Source organism: Flavobacterium sp., assembly GCF_043773265.1.
Classification (GTDB): domain Bacteria; phylum Bacteroidota; class Bacteroidia; order Flavobacteriales; family Flavobacteriaceae; genus Flavobacterium.
In genome coordinates this window covers 1-21,038 of record NZ_JAYVFH010000195.1, presented here as the reverse complement: position 1 = coordinate 21,038, position 21,038 = coordinate 1, and the positions used below count along the sequence as shown (strand labels likewise).

The window sequence follows — 21,038 nt, the reverse complement described above, 5'->3', positions numbered from 1 at the left end:
TATGCAAATGTAATAATTTTTACTTCGTACTTCGCTAATTGTACTTTGTACTTTGTTTTACATTCTATAAACAATTGCATTAATATTCATTCCTGCACCAACAGAAGCAAAAATAATTACATCACCTTTATTTATTTCTTGATTTTCTAATTTTTTATTGATTAGTAAATCAAATAATGTAGGAACTGTTGCAACGCTAGAATTTCCTAATTCATGAATACTCATAGGCATGATTTTATCAGGCATTTCTTGATTGTAAAGTTTGTAAAATCGTTGCACAATTGCTTCATCCATTTTTTCATTGGCTTGATGAATAAGTACTTTTTTAACATCAGAAATAGCAATTCCGCTTTGCTCTAAACATTCTTTCATAGCTTTGGGAACTTCTGTTAATGCAAATTCATAAATTTTTCTGCCATGCATTTTGATGTATCTTACATCTTTGTCGAGATTTTTATTATAGGATTTTCCAAAAAATAAATAATCGGCTTCGTCGTTTGCAAAAGTTGCCGATAAATGAGATAAAATTCCGCCTTCATCGTTGGTTTTTTCAATAATTGTTGCACCAGCACCATCAGAGTATATCATAGAATCTCTATCGTGAACATCTACAACTCTTGATAATGTTTCTGCACCAATTACCAAACATTTAGTTGCCATTCCAGCTTTGATAAATGCTTGTGCTTGAATTACTCCTTCAATCCAACCAGGACAACCAAACAAAACATCATAAGCAACACATTTTGGGTTTTTAATTTTAAGTTTTTGCTTTACTCTTGCGGCCAAACTTGGAACTGCATCTCCTTGAATTGCACCATGTTTTACGTTACCAAAATTATGAGCAAAGATTATATAGTCTAATGTTTCAGGATCAATATTAGCGCTTTTAATTGCCTTTTCTGATGCAAAAAATGCAATATCAGAAGTTTGTAAATCTGTGCTTGCATAACGACGTTCCTCAATTCCAGTAATTTCTTTAAATTTTTTGGCAACAATTTCGTTAGAATGTGCAAATGGTGTACCATCTTCATTAAGAAAAACGTGATTAAGAAAATCTAAATTTGAAACTTTTATATCGGGAATATAACTTCCTGAGCCAGTAATTTTAATATTCATATTAATAGTAAATAGTTTTACGAAATTATCAATAAATAAATAAACTTATTGATGTTTTGTTGATTATTTGAAAACAATTATGAAAAGTTTAAAAAAAAACATGTAAAATTATTGATGTAATAATTATTTGTCTTTTTCATGAGCAATTTTAATTTGCATTATAGTTGCAATACTCAATGCTTGTGTTTTAATTTTTTCAGAATTTTCACCTATAAAGTGTTCGTCAACAGTATCAAAGAAATGTTTTAACCAGATTTTAAATAATTCTGGCGATAAATAATGCTTAGAATTAACGTCTAAATGAATTTGGGTTAAATTATTTGTGTAACCACCAGTGCCTAAAATTGCTTGCGACCAAAAGGTAACTAGTATAGGCAAATGTTCTTCAAGTGTTATTTTTACTACATCTGTGAAAATAAAACTTATTGAACTGTCACTAAGTAATTTAGTGTAAAATTCTCGAACTAAAAGTTCTAAATCAGATTTTAAATAAATATCATTCATTTTTTTGGCAAGATATTTGCAAAGTTATATATTTGGACCTTAATTTAAATTTTAAAACAAAAACAAATGAAAAAAATTATTTTAGTATTAACTTTAGTTCTTACAACAGCAATAACTTTTGCTCAATCAGACAAAATTGTTAAACACAGTGGAGAAACGGTTAACGGAAAAGTTATCAAGTTAGAAGAATACACAGTTATTTTTAAGTATGACGGAGAAGATGCAGAAAACACAATAAGTAAATATGCAATTGAAAAAATTGTTTATGGAAAAACAGGTAGAGTAGAAGATGTTACAGAAAAAATTGTAGTTTCATCTGAAGAAGATTGGGAAAAAGTTGTTATTCTTGAAGACAAAGGTTACATTGCTGGATTAAAAAAAGGAGAAGAAGTTAGAGGAAAAACAGGATTAATTAATTATCACACTGGAAATACAGGAGATAAAAAAGCAGAGAAAAAATTGAAAATGGCTTCAGCTGCAATAGGTTGTCCATTTATTTTAATGACTGCTGATAAAGCTACTGTTGGAGCTTCTTCAAATGGTTTAGGTGGTTCACAAGCTATTAAAAAAGGTGTAGGTTACAAATACTAATCTCACATTTTATTATATTAAAAAGTCCCAATTAATTGGGACTTTTTTAGTTTTATATAATTTTACTTATGACATATATGCTTCAATTGGAGCACAACTACATACTAAATTTCTATCACCATAAGCATCATCGGTTCTTCGAACAGAAGGCCAGAATTTATTGTCTGAAATATAATCTAACGGAAATGCAGCTTTTTCTCTAGTGTAAGGTAAATTCCAAACATCTGCTGTTAGCATTTGTAAAGTGTGAGGAGCATTTTTTAAAATATTATTAGCGTCATCAACACTTGAAGATTCGATTTCTTTTCTGATGGAAATCATTGCATCACAAAAACGATCTAATTCGGCTAAATCTTCACTTTCTGTAGGTTCAATCATTAGTGTTCCTGCAACAGGAAACGAAACCGTTGGAGCATGAAATCCATAATCCATCAATCGTTTAGCAATATCAACTACTTCAATACCATTTTGTTTAAAAGAACGACAATCTAAAATCATTTCATGTGCTGTGCGTCCCATTTCTCCGGAATATAAAATAGGATAATGTTCTTCTAATCTTGCTTTCATATAGTTAGCATTCAAAATGGCATATTGTGTAGATTTTTTTAAACCTTCTGCGCCAAGCATTGTAATGTATCCATAAGAAATTAAACAAACCAAAGCTGAACCATAAGGCGCAGATGAAATTGCAGTAATTGCATTATTTCCACCAGTAGGAATTATTGGATTTGTTGGTAAAAAAGGCACAAGTTTTTCGTTTACACAAATTGGGCCAACTCCTGGTCCGCCACCACCATGAGGAATTGCAAAAGTTTTATGTAAATTTAAATGACAAACATCTGCTCCAATTGTTGCCGGATTTGTCAATCCAACTTGTGCATTCATATTTGCACCATCCATATAAACCAATCCGCCATTTTCGTGAATTAAATTGGTAATTTCTATTATAGAACTTTCAAAAACTCCATGAGTTGAAGGATAAGTAACCATTAAACATGAAAGATTATCTTTATGTTCAATTGCTCTTGCTCTTAAATCATCAACATCAATATTTCCTTCTGGAGTTGTTTTTGTAACAATAATTTCCATTCCTGCCATTGCTGCCGATGCTGGATTGGTTCCATGCGCTGATGAAGGAATTAAACATACATTTCTATGTGTATCACCTTTTGATAAATGATAAGCACGAATTGCCATTAAGCCAGCATATTCGCCTTGTGCACCAGAATTTGGTTGTAATGTTGTTCCTTGAAAACCTGTTACTACATTTAATTGTTGTTCAAGTTTTTTTAGCATTATTTGATAACCTTCGGCTTGATCAATAGGTGAAAAAGGATGTATACTGTTCCAGTTTGACATTGATAAAGGTAGCATTTCAGCAGCCGCATTTAGTTTCATTGTGCATGAACCAAGTGAAATCATGGAATGATTTAATGATAAATCTTTACGTTCTAATTTTTTAATATAGCGCATCAACTGACTTTCTGAATGATGATTATTAAAAACATCATGTTGCAAGAAATTAGATTTTCTTTCTAGTGAAGTAGGAAAATTATTTGTAGATGCTAATTTAGAAACTTTGAAACTTTCTTTGCATGTTGCTTCTGCAAAAATTGATATTATTTGATTTATATCATTTAATGAAGTTGTTTCGTTTAAAGAAATAGAAATAGTTTCGTTATCAATATAATAAAAATTTACTTCTTGTTTTTCGGCAATAGATTTTACTTTACTTGAATCTGCTTTTACAGAAATTGTATCAAAAAATGCAGTATTGGTTTGATAAACACCTAATTTATTTAATGCATCGGTCAAAGTTACAGCTGAATTATGAACTTTATTTGCAATATATTGTAATCCTTTTGGACCATGAAAAACAGCATACATTCCTGCCATAACTGCAAGTAAAACTTGAGCAGTACAAATATTTGAAGTAGCTTTTTCACGTTTAATGTGTTGCTCTCTTGTTTGTAAAGCCATACGCAAAGCACGATTTCCATTGGTGTCAATTGTTACGCCAATAATTCGTCCTGGCATACTTCTTTTATATTCTTCTTTGGTTGCAAAAAAGGCAGCATGTGGTCCACCATAACCCATCGGAATTCCGAAACGTTGCGTGGTTCCAACTACAACATCTGCACCCATTTCACCTGGTGAAGTTAGTTTTGATAATGATAAAATATCAGCAGCAACTGCTACTTTTATTTCATTTGTTTTTGCTTTTGCAATAAAACCAGCATAATCATTTACTTGACCATATTTTCCTGGATATTGTAAAATGGCTCCAAAATAATCTTTAGAAAAATCAAAAGTTTCATGATTTCCTATGACTAATTCAATACCAATTGGAGTGGAACGAGTTTGTAAAACAGATAATGTTTGTGGTAAAATTTCATCAGAAACAAAGAATTTACAAACATTATTTTTCTTTTGATCACGAGAACGAACATCAAATAATAATGCCATTGCTTCTGCGGCTGCAGTTCCTTCATCTAGTAATGAAGCATTTGCAATTTCCATTCCTGTTAATTCAATAACTGTGGTTTGAAAATTCAAGATTGCTTCTAATCTTCCTTGAGCAATTTCTGCTTGATATGGTGTGTAAGCTGTATACCAACCTGGATTTTCAAAAATATTTCTCTGAATTACTGCTGGTATAATCGTTGGATGATAACCTAATCCAATGTATGATTTATAAACTTTATTTTTTTTCCCAAGTTCTTGAATATGATTTAAATACTCATATTCTGTCATTGCTGGTTCTAAATTTAAGTCATTTTTTAAACGAATGTCATCTGGAATTGTTTCAAAAATTAGTTGGTCTAATGTTGCAACTCCAATTGTTTTAAACATGTGTTGCAGATCGTTTTCTCTTGGGCCAATGTGGCGTAGTGCAAATGCGTCTGTTCTCATTAAATTGATATAAATGTAAGTATAGTTGTGCTTTTTTATTAAAAAAACAAAAGTAATTATTAAAGTTCTAATTTTGAGTTAAACAAGCTGTAATGTTTTGAGAATTTTTCAACTAAAAAACATTGTTATTAACAGATTGATTAATTTTGTAAAATGTCAATTTTTAAGAAACTCCTTAACTTTTATATAAATTCTTCAATTCATGTTGCTTTGGCAGTGTTTTGTTTGGTTCAAATCACTGTAATTTCTAATAATTTGCATCGAATAAATTATTTTTCAACGAATGTTTTTTTTGGAACAATTGTAGGTTATAATTTCTTAAAATATTTTGATGTTTTAAGAAGAAAAAACTTTGATAAAAAGAAATGTTTTTCAATTATTGTTGTAACATGTTTTGCATTATTTGGATTCTTAATTTCATTTTTCTGTTTAAATTTTAACATTCAAAAATGCATGCTAATTTCAGGATTGTTTGTTTTTATTTATCCTTTTTTACGAAAATATGGATGGTTAAAATTGTTTTTAGTAAGTTTTGTCGTAACATTTATTACTGTTTATATTCCATTTAGAACTGAGAAATGGCTTCTGATTAATTATGATATAAGTTTAATTCAAAGATTTATTATTGTAATAAGTTTATTAATTCCATTTGAGATTTTGGATAGTAAAATAGATTCAATTTCTATGAATACGTTACCTCAAAAATTCGGAATTGCAAAAACAAAATCCTTGGGTTATTTTTTATTGATTTTTTACTTACTATTAGATTTTTGTAAGTTTAATTTTCAAAATTATTTTCTATATATTGATATATTTGTTATATCTGTAATTAGCGTTTCAATTTATTTTTCAGATGTAAAAAGGAACAAATATTACACTTCGTTTTGGGTAGAAAGCATTCCTGTTTTGTGGTGGGTTTCACTTTTGATTTTCTGCTAAATCTTTTAATATTCTATTTCGTTGCAATATAAAATTTGTTAAATATTTTTTAAGTATAATTTTATCAAATAGTTTTCCAAAAACTCCAAACGGTGTTTCATAATTGAGATTGTCAATCATAACTGTTTTTCCGTCTTTTTCAATAAATGAATGTTCGTGTTTGAAGGATTTGAATTTTCCTTTTTCCATTTCATCTACAAAATAATCATAAAAATCCATTGCAGTCATTCTGCTTTTATGTGTTAAATAAAATCCAAAATGTTTGCCGCGCCAAGTTACAGTTTCATTGATGTTTATCAAGCCAGAAGTTACTCCTTCAATTGCTTTTTCATTGGTTTGACGTGCCGAATTTAGATGTATATCTATGTTTCTGGATAGGTCAAAAACTATTTTTTTGGGTGCGTTAATTTTTGTGATTAGGTTTATTGTTGTCATTTGTTTACTTTGAAATTTAATTTGAAAAATAATCCAGAAATAATTGATGCTATTGAATACGATATAGCAATGTCTTGCATCATACTTCCTTTTATTATTGAGGTTGTTGTAACAACGCCTAATACTGCAAATGAAATTAAAATTATTTTCGAAATTTTTAAGTTAACGGTGTTTTTCGCTAAATAATAATATATTAAAGCATACAAAATATATGTTGGTGCTGAAAAAAATAATCCAAATAGTAAGGATATTGGATAAACCTCAAATAAGCCAACAATTTTATGAGGATTTACTTCATAAATATACTTTGTTATTTGGGAAACAATTGGACCAATTAACAATGTTGAAAACCAATGTTTAAATAAATAACTCCAGTTCATATTTTAAAATTTATAATGTCCAATTAAATTATGAATAAAAAGTAGTGTATTCACAATGGCAAATAGCACAAAAAGTGTATTCATAAAATAACTTCCCACTTTAAACAAAGTCTTTTTGGGAATATCATACATTGGATAATAAGCAATTTGAGTGGTAACTTTTCCAACCCAATAAGCAGCAATTAATCCTGTTAACGCCACTGCAAGCGCAGATTGTTCTTTTAGTTCATTTGTAAATAAAATTGCAATTAATCCGAATGAAAAGTTCAAACCTTGAATATATCTTCCATAAGTTTTTGCAATTTCCTGATTTAGTGGTTTCAATTGTTTTACATCATTATACCAATCAAAAACCTGATGTCGGATGTATGGATAAATCAACGCTGTAAAAATTTGACCAATTCCACTTATTATAATTAGCCAGTTTGGGATTGTTATGTTCATTTTGTTGTTTTTTGTTTGTGAATTATATAAGTTAAGTAAAATATTAAAAATATTGGTATTGTGAACAACCAACCAAAGCTATTGTAATCCCAAAAAGCAAAAAAAACTAAAACCAAAACGAAGTAGATGTAGATTAATTTGTTTTTCGGAAAAAGTAGTAAAAAGAGTATTGCTGCAAAAACTTGTATAGCTCCAGTTACAGCTAAACCATAACCGCCTAGAATGAGAAATAGTAAACCGATAATATTAATTATTTTTACTGTTTTTATTGGCACTTCCATAATTATTTTATTTTTAAACTTTCAGAAAAAAATGAAAGATTTATATAAATTTTTTTATTTAATTCGTTCGTTTTTAATGTTTTTTATTTGTCTCTTTGAATAGTTTTTAATTGTTTTATTTTTCATTTGTTAAAAACTATTTCATTATTTTTATAACCAATTTTCCCAACCAATTATCTTTAAATTCGGTTGCTTTTTCTAACATATTATCAGCTTTTAAAACAAAATCATACAACTTTGTGGTTTGATTAATAAAGTGGTTAGCTTCATCAGAATAGTTTCCTTTAATAGATGAAACTTCTTTTAAAACTTTCAATGCAGGTTTGATTTCGCGTTTACTTCGTTCTCTTGAAATTTTCACGGCTAGTTCGTCTAAATCTTTTTCGGCTGTAAAAAATTCGCGTCGTTCGCCAGCTTTATATTCTTTGTAAACAATTCCCCAATCCATCAAGGCACGTAAATTCATTGATGCATTTCCTCTCGAAATTTTTAATTCTTCCATAATTTCTTCCATAGAAATAGCATCGTTGGAAACCATTAACAAAGCGTGAATTTGTGCCATTGTCTTGTTAATTCCCCATTGACTTCCCAATGCACCCCAAGTTTGAACGAATTTATTTTTTGCTTCTTTGAATTCCATATCATCTTTATTTACATTACAAAGATATATAAATGTTTTTGAACTTTCAATAATAAATGAAAGTTTATTTTAGTTTTATTAAATTTATATAAAAATAGTAACATTGGTGAATGTAATCACCAAAATATATATAATATTGGTGAATACAATAACTGATAAATATATAATATTGGTGAATATAATCACTAAAAAATATATAATATTGGTGAATAGCAAATATTTGTATATCTTTGTTAAAAATTATAGTAATGATAATTAGAGATTTAGTATCAAATTTAAAAGCAAAACTTCACAAAGGTAAAGTTATTGTGCTTATTGGTCCGAGGCAAGTTGGGAAAACTACCTTGGTGAACTCTATTTTGAACAAAAGTGATTATTTGTTTCTTGATGGTGATGATAATACTGTTGCAGAAACTTTGTCGAATGCCAATACCGAAAACCTAAAAAGCATCATTGGAAATTATAAATATGTTTTTATTGATGAAGTGCAACGCATTCCAAATATTGGTTTAAAGTTGAAAATTATGGTTGACCAGATTAAAGACGTTCAAGTAATAGTTTCTGGTTCATCAGCTTTTGATATTAATAATGCAACTCAAGAACCATTAACAGGAAGAAAATTTGAGTTTCAAATGTATCCAGTTTCTTGGAATGAATTTGAAAAAAATGTGGGTTATATGAAAGCCCAACAGCAACTCGAATTGCGATTGCTTTACGGAATGTATCCTGATGTGATTAACAATTTTGGCAGCGAATATGAAATTCTTAAAAACCTAGTTTCGAGTTATTTGTATAAAGATATTTTGGCTTTGGCAGGAATTAGAAAATCCAATGTTTTAGAGAAAATTTTGCAAGCATTGGCTTTACAAGTTGGTAATGAAGTGAGTTACAATGAGATTGCGCAATTGGTTGGTGTTGATAAAAATACAGTAAATAATTATATTGATTTGTTGGAAAAAAGTTTCGTAATTTTTAGATTAAATAGTTTTTCTAAAAATATTCGCAATGAGATTAAAGCCAACAAAAAGATTTATTTCTATGACAATGGTGTTAGGAATATGGTTATCGGAAATTTCAATACGCTGAATTTGCGTCAAGATAAAGGTGCGTTGTGGGAAAATTTTTTAGTTTCAGAACGTATGAAATTGTTGTCGTATTCTCAAAGTGTTGCGAAACCTTATTTTTGGCGCACTACAACCCAGCAAGAAATTGATTATATAGAAACCAATGCCGATGCTGTAAGTGCGTTTGAATTTAAATGGGCAAATTCTAAAAAGGCAAAATTACCAAAATCATTCCAAGATGCTTATAATCCTAGTTTTTTGGTATTGGATAAAGATAATTTTAGGGAATTTTTGAAGTAGATAAACCTCAAAGGTTTTTAAAACCTTTGAGGTTTATTATAATTTATACCAACCCAGCACGTTTCAAAAGTGCATCAGCTTTAGGTTCTTGTCCTCGAAAACGTTTGTATAATTCCATTGGCAGTTCAGTTCCGCCTTTAGAAAGTACATTTTCTTTAAATTTTGTGGCAACTTCTTTATTGAAAATTCCTTTTTCTTGAAAATAGGCAAATGCATCAGCATCAAGAACTTCGGCCCATTTGTAACTGTAATATCCAGATGAATATCCGCCAGCAAAAATGTGTGAAAATGAAACACTCATACAATTTTCTTCTACATCCGGATATAAAGTTGTTCCTTCAAATGCTGCTTTTTCGAATGCTTTAACATCAATTATTTGATTTGGATTGTTGCTGTGAAAAGCCATGTCTAATAATCCAAAACTAATTTGACGTAACGTTGCCATTCCTTCTTGAAAACTGGCGCTTTCTTTGATTTTTTCGACATATTCTTGCGGAATAATGTCTCCAGTTTCATAATGTTTTGCAAACAATGCCAACGCTTCTGGTTCGTAACACCAATTTTCCATAACCTGGCTTGGCAATTCTACAAAATCCCAATAAACCGATGTTCCAGATAGACTTGGGTAAACTGTGTTTGCCAACATTCCGTGTAATGCGTGACCGAATTCGTGGAACAAAGTGGTTACTTCATTAAATGTTAAAAGTGAAGGTTTGGTTTGGGTTGGCTTTGTGAAATTGCATACGTTAGAAACATGTGGTCGTTCATTTTTTCCGTCTTTTATATATTGCGATTTGAAACTTGTCATCCATGCTCCATTTCGTTTTCCTTTTCTTGGAAAAAAATCGGCGTAGAATATTGAAACTAATTCTCCAAATTCGTCTTTTACTTCATATGTGGTAACTTCTTCATGGTATTTATCGATATCGAAAACTTCGGTAAATGTCAATCCAAATAATTTATTGGCAATTGTAAAAGCGCCATTTAAGACGTTTTCTAACTGAAAGTAAGGTTTTAGTTTTTCATCATCTAAATTGAATAACTTTTGTTTCAATTTTTCTGAATAATAAGAGCCATCCCATTTTTCCAGATGATCAATTCCGTCCAATTCTTTAGCAAAAGCTGTTAATTGAGCAAATTCTCTTTTGGCTGCAGGTTTTGCTTTAATCAATAAATCATTTAGAAACGATTTTACCTTGTCTGGATTTTGTGCCATTCGTTCTTCGAGAACAAAGTGTGAATGGGTTTTATATCCTAATAAATTGGCTCTTTCGAAACGCAATTTGGCAATCTTTAAAGTTATTTCTTTATTGTCGAATTCGTTGTTTTGAAATGCTTTTTTTCCTGCTGCAATAGATATTTCTTTTCTCAGTTCACGATTTTCGGCATAGGTTACAAATGGTAAATAACTTGGCATATCTAGAGTAAAAATAAAACCATCTAGATTTTTAGATTTTGCTAAAGCTTTTGCTGCTTCAATTGTTCCTTCTGGCAAACCTTTTAAATCAGATTCGTTAGTGATATGCAACTGATAATTGTTAGTTTCAGCCAAAACATTTTCGCTATAAGTCAGTTTTAGTTTTGCTAATTCAGTATCAATTTCTCTAAGTTTAGATTTTTTTTCTTCTGATAATAAAGCTCCGTTTCTAGAAAAATTTTTGAATTTTTTATCCATTAAAGTCGCTTGTTCTGGCGATAGATTTAAACTTTCTTTTTGTTCGTAAACCAATTTTATTCTTTTAAATAAATCTTCGTTTAATGTTATATCGTTGCTGAATTCAGTTAATAATGGCGTTACTTCTTGTGCAATTTTTTGCATTTCGTCGCTGGTTTCTGCCGAATTTAAGTTAAAGAAAATAGACGATAATCTATCTAATGCATCTCCTGAAAAATCAATTGGTTCGATTGTGTTTTCGAAAGTTGGTGTTTCTGGATTGTTTATTATAGCATCGATTTCTGCTTTTGCAGCTGCAATATTTTCAATAAAAGCTGGCTTGTAATCTTCTAATTTTATTTTAGAAAAAGGTGCTGTTTCGTATTTTGTATTGAATTTTTTGGTAAGTGTTTTCATACTATATTTTTGCCTCTAAGACTCGAAGGCACAAAGTTTTTAAATTAAGAATAACTTTATCATTAAAGACTGAAATTTGCTGATGGTTTAGCCCAGATAGTAGTGGAAATCCTTTCTTGTCTTGAACTTGTTTCAAGATCTTGAAACAAGTTCAAGACAAGAAAGATTGCAACGGATAGCTGGAATAGCTCCTAAAAAAACTATTTCTTTAAATTTTCCGAAGATTTATTTACAGCATCTTTCAAACTTTCTTTAAAGGTAATAATTTTTTCTAAAACTGTTTTATCCGAAGAACCAATAATTTGAGCAGCGAGAATTCCAGCATTTTTGGCTCCGTTTAAAGCTACAGTTGCAACAGGAACTCCGCCAGGCATTTGTAATATTGACAAAACCGAATCCCAACCATCTATAGAGTTACTTGATTTTACAGGAACACCAATTACAGGAAGTGGCGACATTGAAGCAACCATTCCAGGTAAATGCGCTGCACCACCAGCACCAGCAATAATTACGGAAATGCCACGAGTGTGTGCTTTTTTACTGAAATCAAATAGTTTTTCTGGAGTTCTATGTGCTGAAACGATATCGACTTCGGTTTCGATGTTAAAACTTTTTAAGATGTCGATGGCTTCTTGCATTACTGGCATGTCTGAAATGCTTCCCATTATTATGGCTACTTTCATTAATTTTTGTTTAAAAGTTTAATGTTTAAAAGTTTAAAATTGTTTTTGAATTACTAATAACTCGAATCGAATTCTTTACATCTTCGGCAATTTTTCTTGCTTCATTCATATCTTCATTTACAATTGTCACATGTCCCATTTTTCTGAAAGGACGCGTTTCTTTTTTGCCGTAAATGTGCGGTGTTACTCCGCCAATTGCCATTATTTTTTCGATATTTTCGTAAACTACTTGTCCCGAAAAACCTTCTTCGCCAACCAAATTTACCATAATTCCGGCAACTTTGCTATCACAATTTCCCAAAGGAAGATTTAAAATAGCACGTAGATGATTTTCAAATTGTGATGTGTAACTTGTTTCAATTGTGTGATGTCCTGAATTGTGTGGTCTTGGCGCAACTTCATTTACTAGAATTTCATCATTTTCAGTTTGAAACATTTCTACCGCCAACAATCCTACGTGATTGAATTTTTCTGAAACTTTTAATGCGATTTCTATAGCTTTTTTAGCAACTTCATTATCAATTCGTGCAGGACAAATTACATATTCTACTTGATTGGCTTCAGGATGAAATTCCATTTCTACAACAGGATAAGTTTTTACTTCACCAAAAACTGAACGTGCAACAATAACTGCCAATTCGTTTTTAAAATCGATCATTTCTTCGGTAATACATTCTACTTCGGGTAAATCAATTAAATCTAAAGTAGATCTTACTATTTTCACGCCATTTCCGTCGTAACCAAATTGCGCACATTTCCATACAAAAGGAAATTCTAATTTGTTTTTATCTAATGAATTTCTCAAATCATTTAGGTCTACAAATCGTTGGTGTTTTGATGTAGGAATGTCATTTTGAACATAAAAATCTTTCTGAAAACCTTTATTTTGAATCAATTTAAGTGTTGCAGATGTTGGATATACTACTAAACCTTCTTCTTCAAGTTTTTGTAGAGCGTCAAGATTTACATTTTCTATTTCGATAGTTAATAAATTGACCATTTTACCAAATTGATATACGGTATCAAAATCCATCAAACTTCCTTTATAAAAAGCATTGCAACCAAATCGTGCTGGAGCTTCTTCGCTTGGGTCAAGAACCAAAGTTTGAATATCAAATTTTCGAGTTTCTGTCAACATCATTTTGCCGAGTTGTCCGCCACCAAGAATTCCTAATTTAAAATCGGAAGAAAAAAAGTTCATTTAAGTTGTGTTTAGGCAAAGATAAGACAATCAATTTATTTTCTTCATAATTTTCTTCGCAATAGATTTAAAACCTGGCGAACTTCCTATAGAATCTTTTTCAAGAATTAATCTCAATTCTGGATAAATCCAATCTTGAGTTTTTCCTATTTCAAATAAAGTTAGAATAACGTGATGTTTTACCGCAACTCGATAATCAGAAATTAACCAGTCAAAACACACTTCTGTAATTTTTTCTAATTGATTTTTAGATAAGTAATATTTTTTAGAATTGTCTTGAACCATCAACATAATAAATCTTGAAATGGACCGAATGGCGCTATCATTTTTTAATTTATTTAAATTTTCACAGATGAAATCAAGGTGATTAATAGATAGATTTAATTCAATTTCAAATACTTTTTCGAGAATACAGCAAGCACGAAGATGTAATTTATTAGAAATTTCAAAACAAAAAGGAACTAAATCATCAAGTAAATGATTGTTCTGAACAATGAAATTTCCGTTGTCAATTCGGTTTTGAGTATGTGCCGAACTATTTTCTATTCGTTTGTAAAGTTCCAAATTCATAATGCAAATATAAAAAATCCAATTTATTAATAATTTTTGCTCTCATAGTACTTCATACTCAATACATACTTGTATATTTGCAAATTATTTTTCTAACTCAAAACCTACTATAATGATTCATTTACACGATAAAACTTTTGAAGCATTTATATCATCCGAAGAAATTGATTTTGCAATTAAAAATATGGCAAAGCAGATGGATGACGATTTTTTTGATGAAACTCCAATTTTTATTGGCGTTTTAAATGGTGCTTTTATGGTAATGGCAGATTTGATGAAACAATATAGAGGAATGTGTGAAGTGAGTTTTGTTAAAATGGCATCATACGAAGGAACAGAATCTACAAATGAAGTAAAACAATTAATAGGTTTAAACCAAAATCTTGAAGGTAGAACAGTTGTAATTGTTGAAGATATTGTAGATACAGGAAACACAATTGAAGAGCTAAAATCAATTTTAAAAGATAAAAAAGTAAAACATTTGAAGATTGCAACCTTGTTTTTAAAACCAGATGCTTATAAAAAAGATATAAAATTAGATTACGTTGGCATTAGAATTCCAAATAAATTCATAGTAGGATATGGTTTAGATTACGATGGATTAGGTAGAAATTTAGCCGATGTTTATCAATTAGCAGAATAGTTGGAAGATGGAAGCGAGAAGAAGGAAGATTTAATAAACTAATTTCTTAAACTTTTAAACTATTTTAAACCTTAGTAAACCAATTTAAAAATAAAATAATTTTTTTCAAAATGATTAACATCGTTCTTTTCGGAAAACCTGGCGCAGGCAAAGGCACACAAGCTGAATTTTTAAAAGAAAAATACAATTTAACCCATCTTTCTACAGGTGACATTTTTAGATTTAACATTAAAAACGAAACCGATTTAGGTAAACTAGCCAGAACTTTTATGGATAAAGGCGATTTAGTTCCAGATGAAGTTACTATAAAAATGCTAGAAAGTGAAGTTGATAAAAACCAAGATTCTGCCGGATTTTTATTTGATGGATTTCCAAGAACTTTGGCACAAGCAGAAGCATTAGATGCTTTTTTAAAATCTAAAAACCAATCAATTACTGCAACAATTGCGCTTGCGGCAGATGATAATATTTTAGTTGCTCGTCTTTTAGAAAGAGGAAAAACTTCTGGAAGACCAGACGATCAAGACGAAGAAAAAATTAGAAATCGATATCAAGAATACAACGAGAAAACTGCACCTTTAATGAATTATTACAATAATCAAGGTAAGTTTCACGCCGTTAACGGTATTGGTTCGGTTCATGAAGTTACCAATAGATTGAGCTTAGTTATTGACCAATTGTAGCATAATATATTGGCTATTATAAAGTTTCGAGCATTCAATTTTTTTTCAGATATTTGTACACAGAAAAGGAGCTGTTTCCGAAACTCGGAATTGATGCTCTTTTTTTGTAAATTTAAACTATGGAAGTTTTAATAATTCTTTTTTTAATAATCCTAAATGGAATTTTTTCTATGTCGGAAATTGCATTGATTTCAGCAAGAAAAAACCGATTGGAAACAGCTGCCAAAAAAGGAAATAAAAATGCTAAAATTGCTTTAGATTTAGCCAATTCTCCTAATGAATTTCTTTCTACAGTTCAAATTGGGATTACTTTAATAGGAATTCTTACGGGTATTTATTCTGGCGATAAAATAACTACAGATGTAAAAGCATTTGTGTCTAGTTTTGAGATATTAAAACCCTATGCAGAAAGCATAGGTGTTGGTATTGTTGTAGTAACATTAACTTTTTTTTCATTGGTTTTAGGAGAATTATTGCCAAAAAGAATAGGATTAAATTATCCAGAAGGAATTGCAAAAGCAGTTGCTGTACCAATGAAAATTGTTTCTAAAGTAACAATGCCTTTTATATGGTTACTAACAACTTCTACCGATTTTTTACTAAAAGTGTTACAGATAAAACCAACTGCAGACGGAAAAGTAACCGAAGAAGAAATTAAAGCCATTATAAAAGAAGGAACCGAAGTAGGTGAAGTTCAAGAAATAGAACAAGACATTGTAGAACGTGTTTTTCATATTGGCGACAGAAAAGTAAATTCTTTAATGACACATAGAAATTCAATTGTTTACTTGTCTTATGAAGATACGGTTAATGAAATTAAAGATAAGGTTTTAGAAGAATTACATTCAATTTATCCTGTTTGTGGAGATAATTTAGACGATGTTGAAGGCATTGTATTATTGAAAGATTTGTTTGCTAGTTTTGAAAAAGGAAATTTCGATTTAAAGAAAATTACTAAAGAACCAGTTTATTTTATAGAACACACATCAGCATATAAAGCATTAGAAAATTTCAAAAAATCAAAAGTTCATTATGCTTTAGTCACTGATGAGCATGGCGTTTTTCAAGGAATAATTACATTAAATGATATCCTAGAAGCTTTAGTTGGTGATGCAGCCGATTTTTATGAAGATGAATTTAAAATTGTTGCTCGAGAGGATGGAAGTTGGTTGGTTGATGGGCATTATTCGCTACATGATTTTCTAACTTATTTTGATATGGATGATCTCACTGGAGATTATGAAGTAACAACCGTTAGCGGATTAATTGTAACAGAATTAGGCATAATCCCTAAACAAGGACAAAAATTAATTTGGAATAAACTTGAATTTGAAGTATTAGATATGGATGGAGTTAAAATTGATAAAATTTTAATTACAACATTAAAAGATAAATAAAAAAAGTATTCAGTGTTCAGTTTTTAGTATTCAGTAAATCTGATTTCCAAATAATGTTCATTGAAAAAATAAATTTAATCAGTTTTAGAGAATCTAGATAACTGAACACTGAACACAAAAGAAAATGACAGAAGGAAATTTTGTAGACTACGTAAAAATATATGTAACATCTGGTAAAGGCGGAAAAGGTTCAACGCATTTACACAGAGAAAAATTTATTGAAAAAGGTGGTCCAGATGGTGGTGATGGTGGTCGTGGAGGACATGTTTATATAAAAGGAAATAAAAATCTTTGGACATTATTTCATTTAAAATTTGTAAAACACATGCGTGGTGGTCATGGTGGTGATGGTGGAAGTTCTAGAAGCACTGGTCACGATGGCGAAGATAAATATGTAGAAGTACCACTTGGAACAGTTGTAAAAGATATAGAAACAGGAGAAATTCTATTCGAAATTACAGAGCATGGTGAACAACGAATTATTGCTCAAGGAGGAAAAGGAGGATTAGGAAACTGGCATTTTAGAAGTTCAACTAATCAAACACCACGATATTCACAACCCGGAATGCCAACTACTGAATTGGATGTTATTCTAGAACTTAAAGTATTAGCAGATGTTGGCTTGGTAGGTTTTCCAAATGCAGGAAAATCAACTTTGTTATCTGTATTGACTTCTGCAAAACCAAAAATTGCTGATTATGCTTTTACTACATTAAAACCCAATTTAGGAATTGTAGCTTATCGTGAATTTCAATCATTTGTAATTGCAGATATTCCTGGAATTATTGAAGGTGCAGCCGAAGGAAAAGGATTAGGACATTATTTCCTTAGACATATTGAAAGAAATTCAACATTATTATTTCTCGTTCCTGCAGATGCAAAAGACATCAAAAAAGAATATGATATTCTATTAGATGAATTACGTCGTTACAATCCAGAAATGCTAGATAAGGATAGATTACTAGTTATTTCTAAATGTGATATGCTAGACGACGAATTAAAATCTGAATTAAATGCACAACTAAAAAAAGAAATAAAAGGAACACCCTATTTGTTTATTTCGTCAGTTGCTCAACAAGGATTAACAGAGTTAAAAGATAAACTTTGGGAAATGCTAAATGTTGATGATGACAAGCCAGAAAACAGTCATGGAATATAAAAAACAAAAAGGGTTTCATAATAAATCATGAAACCCTTTTTTATTGAGGCAAAAAACAGGAATTAATCTAAGTTTGGAATTCTCAAAACTTGACCTGGATAAATTTCATCAGGATCAGACAACATTGGTTTATTAGCTTCAAAAATTATATTAAATTTCGTTGCATCACCATAATATTCTTTAGCAATTTTAGACAACCAATCGCCTTTTTCAACAGTGTGGTATTTTGCTTCTGGAGCAGGAATTTCAACTGTCATGTTGTTATCAACAGACTCTACACCATCAACATTTCCTACAGCTAAAACAATTTTTTCAGCATCGGCTTGGTTTTCTACTTCGCCATCAAGAACAACAGTTCCGTCAGCAGTCAAAGAAATTTTCAAGCTCTTAAAAGCCAATCCCAATTCTTGAACATGAGCAATCAAAGCACTTGCTTTTAAAGTTGCTTTTTCTTCAACTGGAGCTTCTTCTTCTTTTTTTCCAAAAAGTTTTTTTCCAGCACCTTTAATAAACGAAAACAATCCCATAATATTTATTTTATTAGTTTAAACAAATTTACGAGTATTTTATTATAAACAATGTGCTTTTCTGTAAAATTAATTCTACGATTTTAAGCTTTATTTTACTAAAATAAAGTTAAATTTATGCATTAGCTTTAGTTTTGCTTTTTTAATTTTAATAAACACTCAAAAAAGCGTAGTTTCGCATTGCTAAAAATAGCAAATATTCTTTAATATATTGTAACATTTGTTATTTGTTATAGACTATTAACTTAAATCTAAATTAACCTTTTTATATTTCAATTATGAAGAAAATTATTTTTTCCTTAATCGCAGCAATCTTGCTTGTTCCAACAAGTGTAAAAGCTGACGAAGGAATGTGGTTTTTAATGTTCATTGAACGTTTAAATCACCGTGATATGCAAAAAATGGGCTTGCAATTGACAGCCGAAGAAATTTACAGCATCAACAACCATAGTTTAAAAGATGCTATAGTTCAGTTTAATGGCGGATGTACTGCCGAAATTATTTCAAAAGATGGTTTGGTATTAACTAATCATCATTGCGGTTATGATGCAATTGCTGAATTATCAACTGCAGAAAAAAATTATTTAAAAGATGGGTATTGGGCAGCCGATAGAAAATCTGAAATGAAACCTTCAAGTTTATATGTGCGTTTCTTTGTTCGTATGGACGATTGTTCTAAAAGAATTTTAGCAGTTGTAAATCCAAGTATGAGCGAAGCAGATAGAGAAAAAGCTATCAATGCTGAAATCGCTAAAATTGAAAAAGAAAACAACGAAGGTGGAAAGTATACCGTTTCTGTTCGTCCTTTTTTTCAAGGAAATGAATATTATTATTTTGTATATCAAGATTATAAAGATGTACGTTTAGTTGGAACTCCACCAGAAAGTTTAGGGAAATTTGGAGGTGACACCGACAATTGGGAATGGCCACGACACACAGCCGATTTCTCTATGTTTAGAGTTTATGCAAATGCAGATGGAACTCCAGCAGATTATTCTGTAAACAATGTTCCTTTAAAACCAAAACATTATTTGCCAGTAAATTTAGGTGGTGTAAAAGAAAATGATTTTGCCATGATTCTTGGTTATCCAGGAAGAACAAATCGTTGGATGCCAGCTGGTGGAATTGAGCAAAACGTAAAATTTGCTTATCCTGCTTGGGTTGAAGGTGCAAAAACTGGAATGGATAATATGAAAAAGTATATGAATCAAAGTGATGCTTTGAATTTAGTATATGCTTCAAAATTTGCTTCAACTGCAAACTACTGGAAAAATCGTCAAGGTATGATTGATGCACTTTCTAAGTTTGGTACTGCTAAATCTAAAGCTATACAAGAAACAAAATTCAATAAATGGGCTAATAAACCAACTAATAAATCTAAATACGGAAGCGTAATTTCGAACATAAATGAGTTTTATGGTTTGACTAATGAAAAATCGCGTCACGATAATTATCTAACTCAATTATTTAGAACAGCAGCTTTTGGAACAATTGGAAGAACTTTAGGAAAACAATTGGATACTTATACTAAATCCGATGCAACAAAACGAGCAGAATTAGCTCCAAAAATTATTGAAATGGCAGAAGGAATATTTGCAGACATGCACATTCCAGCTGAAAAAGATTTATTAGCTGCGCAATTAAAATTGTATGCAACTAAATCTGTAGGATACAATATTGCTCCAATGGTTAAAAAAATTGGCGAAGAAAACAACAACGATTATACTAAATATGTAAATGCAGCAGTTGATTTAAGTGTATTATCATCTTTAGATAGAATAAAAGCATTTTTGCAATTACCAAGTCAAGGTATGCTAGATAACGATCCTTTGTATATGATTTCTAATGATATGCTTACACATTTTTCATCAAAATCAGATGAAATTACAAAAGCTCAAAACAACTATGGTTCATCATTTAGATTATTAGTTGAAGGTTTACGCGAATCTAAAATAGGAGTAATTAAATATCCAGATGCCAATTCAACATTGCGTTTAACTTACGGAAAAGTTCGTTCATTGCCAGCTGATAAAAGAAATGATGCTGTTGTAAACAACTACACAACACTTGCAGGACAAGTTAAAAAATACAAAAAAGGAGATCAAGAATTTGATTTACCAACGCGTATTTTAGACATGCAAAAGAACAAAGATTTTGGTCGTTATGCAGACAAAGATGGTTCACTTCACATAAATTTCTTGACAGATAATGATATTACAGGAGGAAACTCAGGTTCGCCAGTTCTTAACGGAAAAGGAGAATTAATTGGTTTAGCATTTGATGGAAACATCGAAGCAATGGCTGGTGACGTAATTTTTGATCCTAAATTGCAACGAACAATCAACGTTGATATTCGATATGTACTTTGGGTAATCGAGAATTACTCTGGTGCTAAACACATTGTTGATGAAATGACTTTGGTGAAATAGTCATTTCGAGGAACGAATCAATCTCAATAAAATTGAACTCCGAATTAAGAAATTAATTCGGAGTTTTT

20 protein-coding genes are annotated in these 21,038 nt (G+C 30.4%); 8 read left to right on the top strand and 12 right to left on the bottom strand.

All coding sequences use genetic code 11. The features are described 5' to 3' along the window. Positions 1 to 57: 57 nt before the first annotated feature. Together ACH2BO_RS10465 and ACH2BO_RS10460 are read right to left on the bottom strand one after the other, a co-directional pair. Positions 58 to 1,116 carry a 3-oxoacyl-ACP synthase III family protein gene (locus tag ACH2BO_RS10465; protein WP_395044691.1) on the bottom strand — a complete coding sequence of 353 codons (1,059 nt, stop codon included), beginning with the start codon at positions 1,114 to 1,116 and terminating at the stop codon, positions 58 to 60. A 123-nt stretch (positions 1,117 to 1,239) separates the two neighbouring features. Beyond that, positions 1,240 to 1,620, bottom strand: a complete 381-nt coding sequence (locus ACH2BO_RS10460; RefSeq protein ID WP_395044690.1) for a group III truncated hemoglobin — start codon at positions 1,618 to 1,620, stop codon at positions 1,240 to 1,242. Between the two features lie 66 nt (positions 1,621 to 1,686). Here ACH2BO_RS10460 and ACH2BO_RS10455 point away from each other — a divergent pair, with 66 nt between their 5' ends. Next, the gene (locus ACH2BO_RS10455; RefSeq protein WP_395044689.1) at positions 1,687 to 2,211 is read left to right on the top strand and encodes a hypothetical protein; all 525 of its coding nucleotides are present in this window, start codon (positions 1,687 to 1,689) and stop codon (positions 2,209 to 2,211) included. Between the two features lie 66 nt (positions 2,212 to 2,277). On the opposite strand, the gene gcvP is transcribed toward ACH2BO_RS10455, so the two are convergent. Further along, the gene (gene gcvP, locus ACH2BO_RS10450; RefSeq protein ID WP_395044688.1) at positions 2,278 to 5,124 is read right to left on the bottom strand and encodes an aminomethyl-transferring glycine dehydrogenase; all 2,847 of its coding nucleotides are present in this window, start codon (positions 5,122 to 5,124) and stop codon (positions 2,278 to 2,280) included. Between the two features lie 153 nt (positions 5,125 to 5,277). On the opposite strand from gcvP, the gene ACH2BO_RS10445 reads away from it, so the two are divergent. After that, positions 5,278 to 6,063: a hypothetical protein gene (locus tag ACH2BO_RS10445; RefSeq protein ID WP_395044687.1), complete on the top strand. Its 786-nt coding sequence runs from the start codon at positions 5,278 to 5,280 to the stop codon at positions 6,061 to 6,063. Here the strand turns inward: ACH2BO_RS10445 and ACH2BO_RS10440 are convergent. The 4 genes from ACH2BO_RS10440 to ACH2BO_RS10425 all read right to left on the bottom strand — a co-directional run bounded on the left by ACH2BO_RS10440 (position 6,043) and on the right by ACH2BO_RS10425 (position 8,243). Next, positions 6,043 to 6,498, bottom strand: coding sequence for a cell division protein (locus tag ACH2BO_RS10440; protein WP_395044686.1), 456 nt, complete (start codon positions 6,496 to 6,498; stop codon positions 6,043 to 6,045). The two genes, ACH2BO_RS10445 and ACH2BO_RS10440, sit on opposite strands and share 21 nt — an antisense overlap. Beyond that, complete coding sequence (locus ACH2BO_RS10435; RefSeq protein WP_395044685.1) at positions 6,495 to 6,878, bottom strand: hypothetical protein; 384 nt, start codon at positions 6,876 to 6,878, stop codon at positions 6,495 to 6,497. The genes ACH2BO_RS10440 and ACH2BO_RS10435 overlap by 4 nt, the downstream gene beginning before the upstream one ends. 3 nt (positions 6,879 to 6,881) lie before the next feature. Then, the gene (locus ACH2BO_RS10430; protein ID WP_395044684.1) at positions 6,882 to 7,322 is read right to left on the bottom strand and encodes a hypothetical protein; all 441 of its coding nucleotides are present in this window, start codon (positions 7,320 to 7,322) and stop codon (positions 6,882 to 6,884) included. Positions 7,323 to 7,739: 417 nt separating this feature from the next. Then, positions 7,740 to 8,243 carry a GbsR/MarR family transcriptional regulator gene (locus ACH2BO_RS10425; RefSeq protein ID WP_395044683.1) on the bottom strand — a complete coding sequence of 168 codons (504 nt, stop codon included), beginning with the start codon at positions 8,241 to 8,243 and terminating at the stop codon, positions 7,740 to 7,742. A gap of 248 nt (positions 8,244 to 8,491) precedes the next feature. Here ACH2BO_RS10425 and ACH2BO_RS10420 point away from each other — a divergent pair, with 248 nt between their 5' ends. Then, the gene (locus ACH2BO_RS10420) at positions 8,492 to 9,607 is read left to right on the top strand and encodes an ATP-binding protein (RefSeq protein WP_395044682.1); all 1,116 of its coding nucleotides are present in this window, start codon (positions 8,492 to 8,494) and stop codon (positions 9,605 to 9,607) included. A gap of 43 nt (positions 9,608 to 9,650) precedes the next feature. Here the strand turns inward: ACH2BO_RS10420 and ACH2BO_RS10415 are convergent, their stop codons facing one another. The 4 genes from ACH2BO_RS10415 to ACH2BO_RS10400 form a co-directional block, all read right to left on the bottom strand. Then, complete coding sequence (locus ACH2BO_RS10415; RefSeq protein ID WP_395044681.1) at positions 9,651 to 11,678, bottom strand: M3 family metallopeptidase; 2,028 nt, start codon at positions 11,676 to 11,678, stop codon at positions 9,651 to 9,653. A gap of 200 nt (positions 11,679 to 11,878) precedes the next feature. Next, entirely contained in the window at positions 11,879 to 12,361 is a 483-nt protein-coding gene (gene purE, locus ACH2BO_RS10410) for a 5-(carboxyamino)imidazole ribonucleotide mutase (protein ID WP_395044680.1), read from the bottom strand. 25 nt (positions 12,362 to 12,386) lie between these two features. Continuing rightward, complete coding sequence (locus ACH2BO_RS10405; protein ID WP_395044679.1) at positions 12,387 to 13,562, bottom strand: 5-(carboxyamino)imidazole ribonucleotide synthase; 1,176 nt, start codon at positions 13,560 to 13,562, stop codon at positions 12,387 to 12,389. A gap of 30 nt (positions 13,563 to 13,592) precedes the next feature. Then, on the bottom strand, positions 13,593 to 14,132 hold the full coding sequence (locus ACH2BO_RS10400) for a hypothetical protein (protein ID WP_395044678.1): 540 nt from the start codon (positions 14,130 to 14,132) through the stop codon (positions 13,593 to 13,595). 112 nt (positions 14,133 to 14,244) lie between these two features. On the opposite strand from ACH2BO_RS10400, the gene hpt reads away from it, so the two are divergent. The 4 genes from hpt (at position 14,245) to obgE (ending at position 18,014) form a co-directional block, all read left to right on the top strand. After that, positions 14,245 to 14,775, top strand: coding sequence for a hypoxanthine phosphoribosyltransferase (gene hpt, locus ACH2BO_RS10395; RefSeq protein ID WP_395044677.1), 531 nt, complete (start codon positions 14,245 to 14,247; stop codon positions 14,773 to 14,775). Between the two features lie 110 nt (positions 14,776 to 14,885). Beyond that, the gene (locus ACH2BO_RS10390; protein WP_395044676.1) at positions 14,886 to 15,458 is read left to right on the top strand and encodes an adenylate kinase; all 573 of its coding nucleotides are present in this window, start codon (positions 14,886 to 14,888) and stop codon (positions 15,456 to 15,458) included. A 170-nt stretch (positions 15,459 to 15,628) separates the two neighbouring features. Next, positions 15,629 to 16,855, top strand: a complete 1,227-nt coding sequence (locus tag ACH2BO_RS10385; RefSeq protein WP_395044700.1) for a hemolysin family protein — start codon at positions 15,629 to 15,631, stop codon at positions 16,853 to 16,855. A 124-nt stretch (positions 16,856 to 16,979) separates the two neighbouring features. Further along, positions 16,980 to 18,014 carry a GTPase ObgE gene (gene obgE, locus ACH2BO_RS10380; RefSeq protein WP_395044675.1) on the top strand — a complete coding sequence of 345 codons (1,035 nt, stop codon included), beginning with the start codon at positions 16,980 to 16,982 and terminating at the stop codon, positions 18,012 to 18,014. 62 nt (positions 18,015 to 18,076) lie between these two features. Here obgE and lysM read toward each other — a convergent pair whose 3' ends face one another. Continuing rightward, on the bottom strand, positions 18,077 to 18,541 hold the full coding sequence (gene lysM, locus ACH2BO_RS10375) for a peptidoglycan-binding protein LysM (RefSeq protein WP_395044674.1): 465 nt from the start codon (positions 18,539 to 18,541) through the stop codon (positions 18,077 to 18,079). 278 nt (positions 18,542 to 18,819) lie between these two features. Between lysM and ACH2BO_RS10370 the strand changes: the two genes are divergently transcribed. Beyond that, positions 18,820 to 20,970, top strand: coding sequence for a S46 family peptidase (locus ACH2BO_RS10370; RefSeq protein ID WP_395044673.1), 2,151 nt, complete (start codon positions 18,820 to 18,822; stop codon positions 20,968 to 20,970). Positions 20,971 to 21,038: the final 68 nt, after the last annotated feature.

Coding starts and splice junctions, on each gene's coding strand:
- ACH2BO_RS10460 (WP_395044690.1), bottom strand. CDS start 1,620: ATGAATGATATTTATTTAAAATCTGATTTAGAACTTTTAGTTCGAGAA.
- ACH2BO_RS10405 (WP_395044679.1), bottom strand. CDS start 13,562: ATGAACTTTTTTTCTTCCGATTTTAAATTAGGAATTCTTGGTGGCGGA.
- purE (WP_395044680.1), bottom strand. CDS start 12,361: ATGAAAGTAGCCATAATAATGGGAAGCATTTCAGACATGCCAGTAATG.
- ACH2BO_RS10420 (WP_395044682.1), top strand. CDS start 8,492: ATGATAATTAGAGATTTAGTATCAAATTTAAAAGCAAAACTTCACAAA.
- lysM (WP_395044674.1), bottom strand. CDS start 18,541: ATGGGATTGTTTTCGTTTATTAAAGGTGCTGGAAAAAAACTTTTTGGA.
- gcvP (WP_395044688.1), bottom strand. CDS start 5,124: ATGAGAACAGACGCATTTGCACTACGCCACATTGGCCCAAGAGAAAAC.
- ACH2BO_RS10370 (WP_395044673.1), top strand. CDS start 18,820: ATGAAGAAAATTATTTTTTCCTTAATCGCAGCAATCTTGCTTGTTCCA.
- ACH2BO_RS10435 (WP_395044685.1), bottom strand. CDS start 6,878: ATGAACTGGAGTTATTTATTTAAACATTGGTTTTCAACATTGTTAATT.
- ACH2BO_RS10425 (WP_395044683.1), bottom strand. CDS start 8,243: ATGGAATTCAAAGAAGCAAAAAATAAATTCGTTCAAACTTGGGGTGCA.
- ACH2BO_RS10465 (WP_395044691.1), bottom strand. CDS start 1,116: ATGAATATTAAAATTACTGGCTCAGGAAGTTATATTCCCGATATAAAA.
- ACH2BO_RS10455 (WP_395044689.1), top strand. CDS start 1,687: ATGAAAAAAATTATTTTAGTATTAACTTTAGTTCTTACAACAGCAATA.
- ACH2BO_RS10430 (WP_395044684.1), bottom strand. CDS start 7,322: ATGAACATAACAATCCCAAACTGGCTAATTATAATAAGTGGAATTGGT.
- ACH2BO_RS10400 (WP_395044678.1), bottom strand. CDS start 14,132: ATGAATTTGGAACTTTACAAACGAATAGAAAATAGTTCGGCACATACT.
- ACH2BO_RS10415 (WP_395044681.1), bottom strand. CDS start 11,678: ATGAAAACACTTACCAAAAAATTCAATACAAAATACGAAACAGCACCT.
- obgE (WP_395044675.1), top strand. CDS start 16,980: ATGACAGAAGGAAATTTTGTAGACTACGTAAAAATATATGTAACATCT.
- ACH2BO_RS10445 (WP_395044687.1), top strand. CDS start 5,278: ATGTCAATTTTTAAGAAACTCCTTAACTTTTATATAAATTCTTCAATT.
- ACH2BO_RS10390 (WP_395044676.1), top strand. CDS start 14,886: ATGATTAACATCGTTCTTTTCGGAAAACCTGGCGCAGGCAAAGGCACA.
- ACH2BO_RS10440 (WP_395044686.1), bottom strand. CDS start 6,498: ATGACAACAATAAACCTAATCACAAAAATTAACGCACCCAAAAAAATA.
- hpt (WP_395044677.1), top strand. CDS start 14,245: ATGATTCATTTACACGATAAAACTTTTGAAGCATTTATATCATCCGAA.
- ACH2BO_RS10385 (WP_395044700.1), top strand. CDS start 15,629: ATGTCGGAAATTGCATTGATTTCAGCAAGAAAAAACCGATTGGAAACA.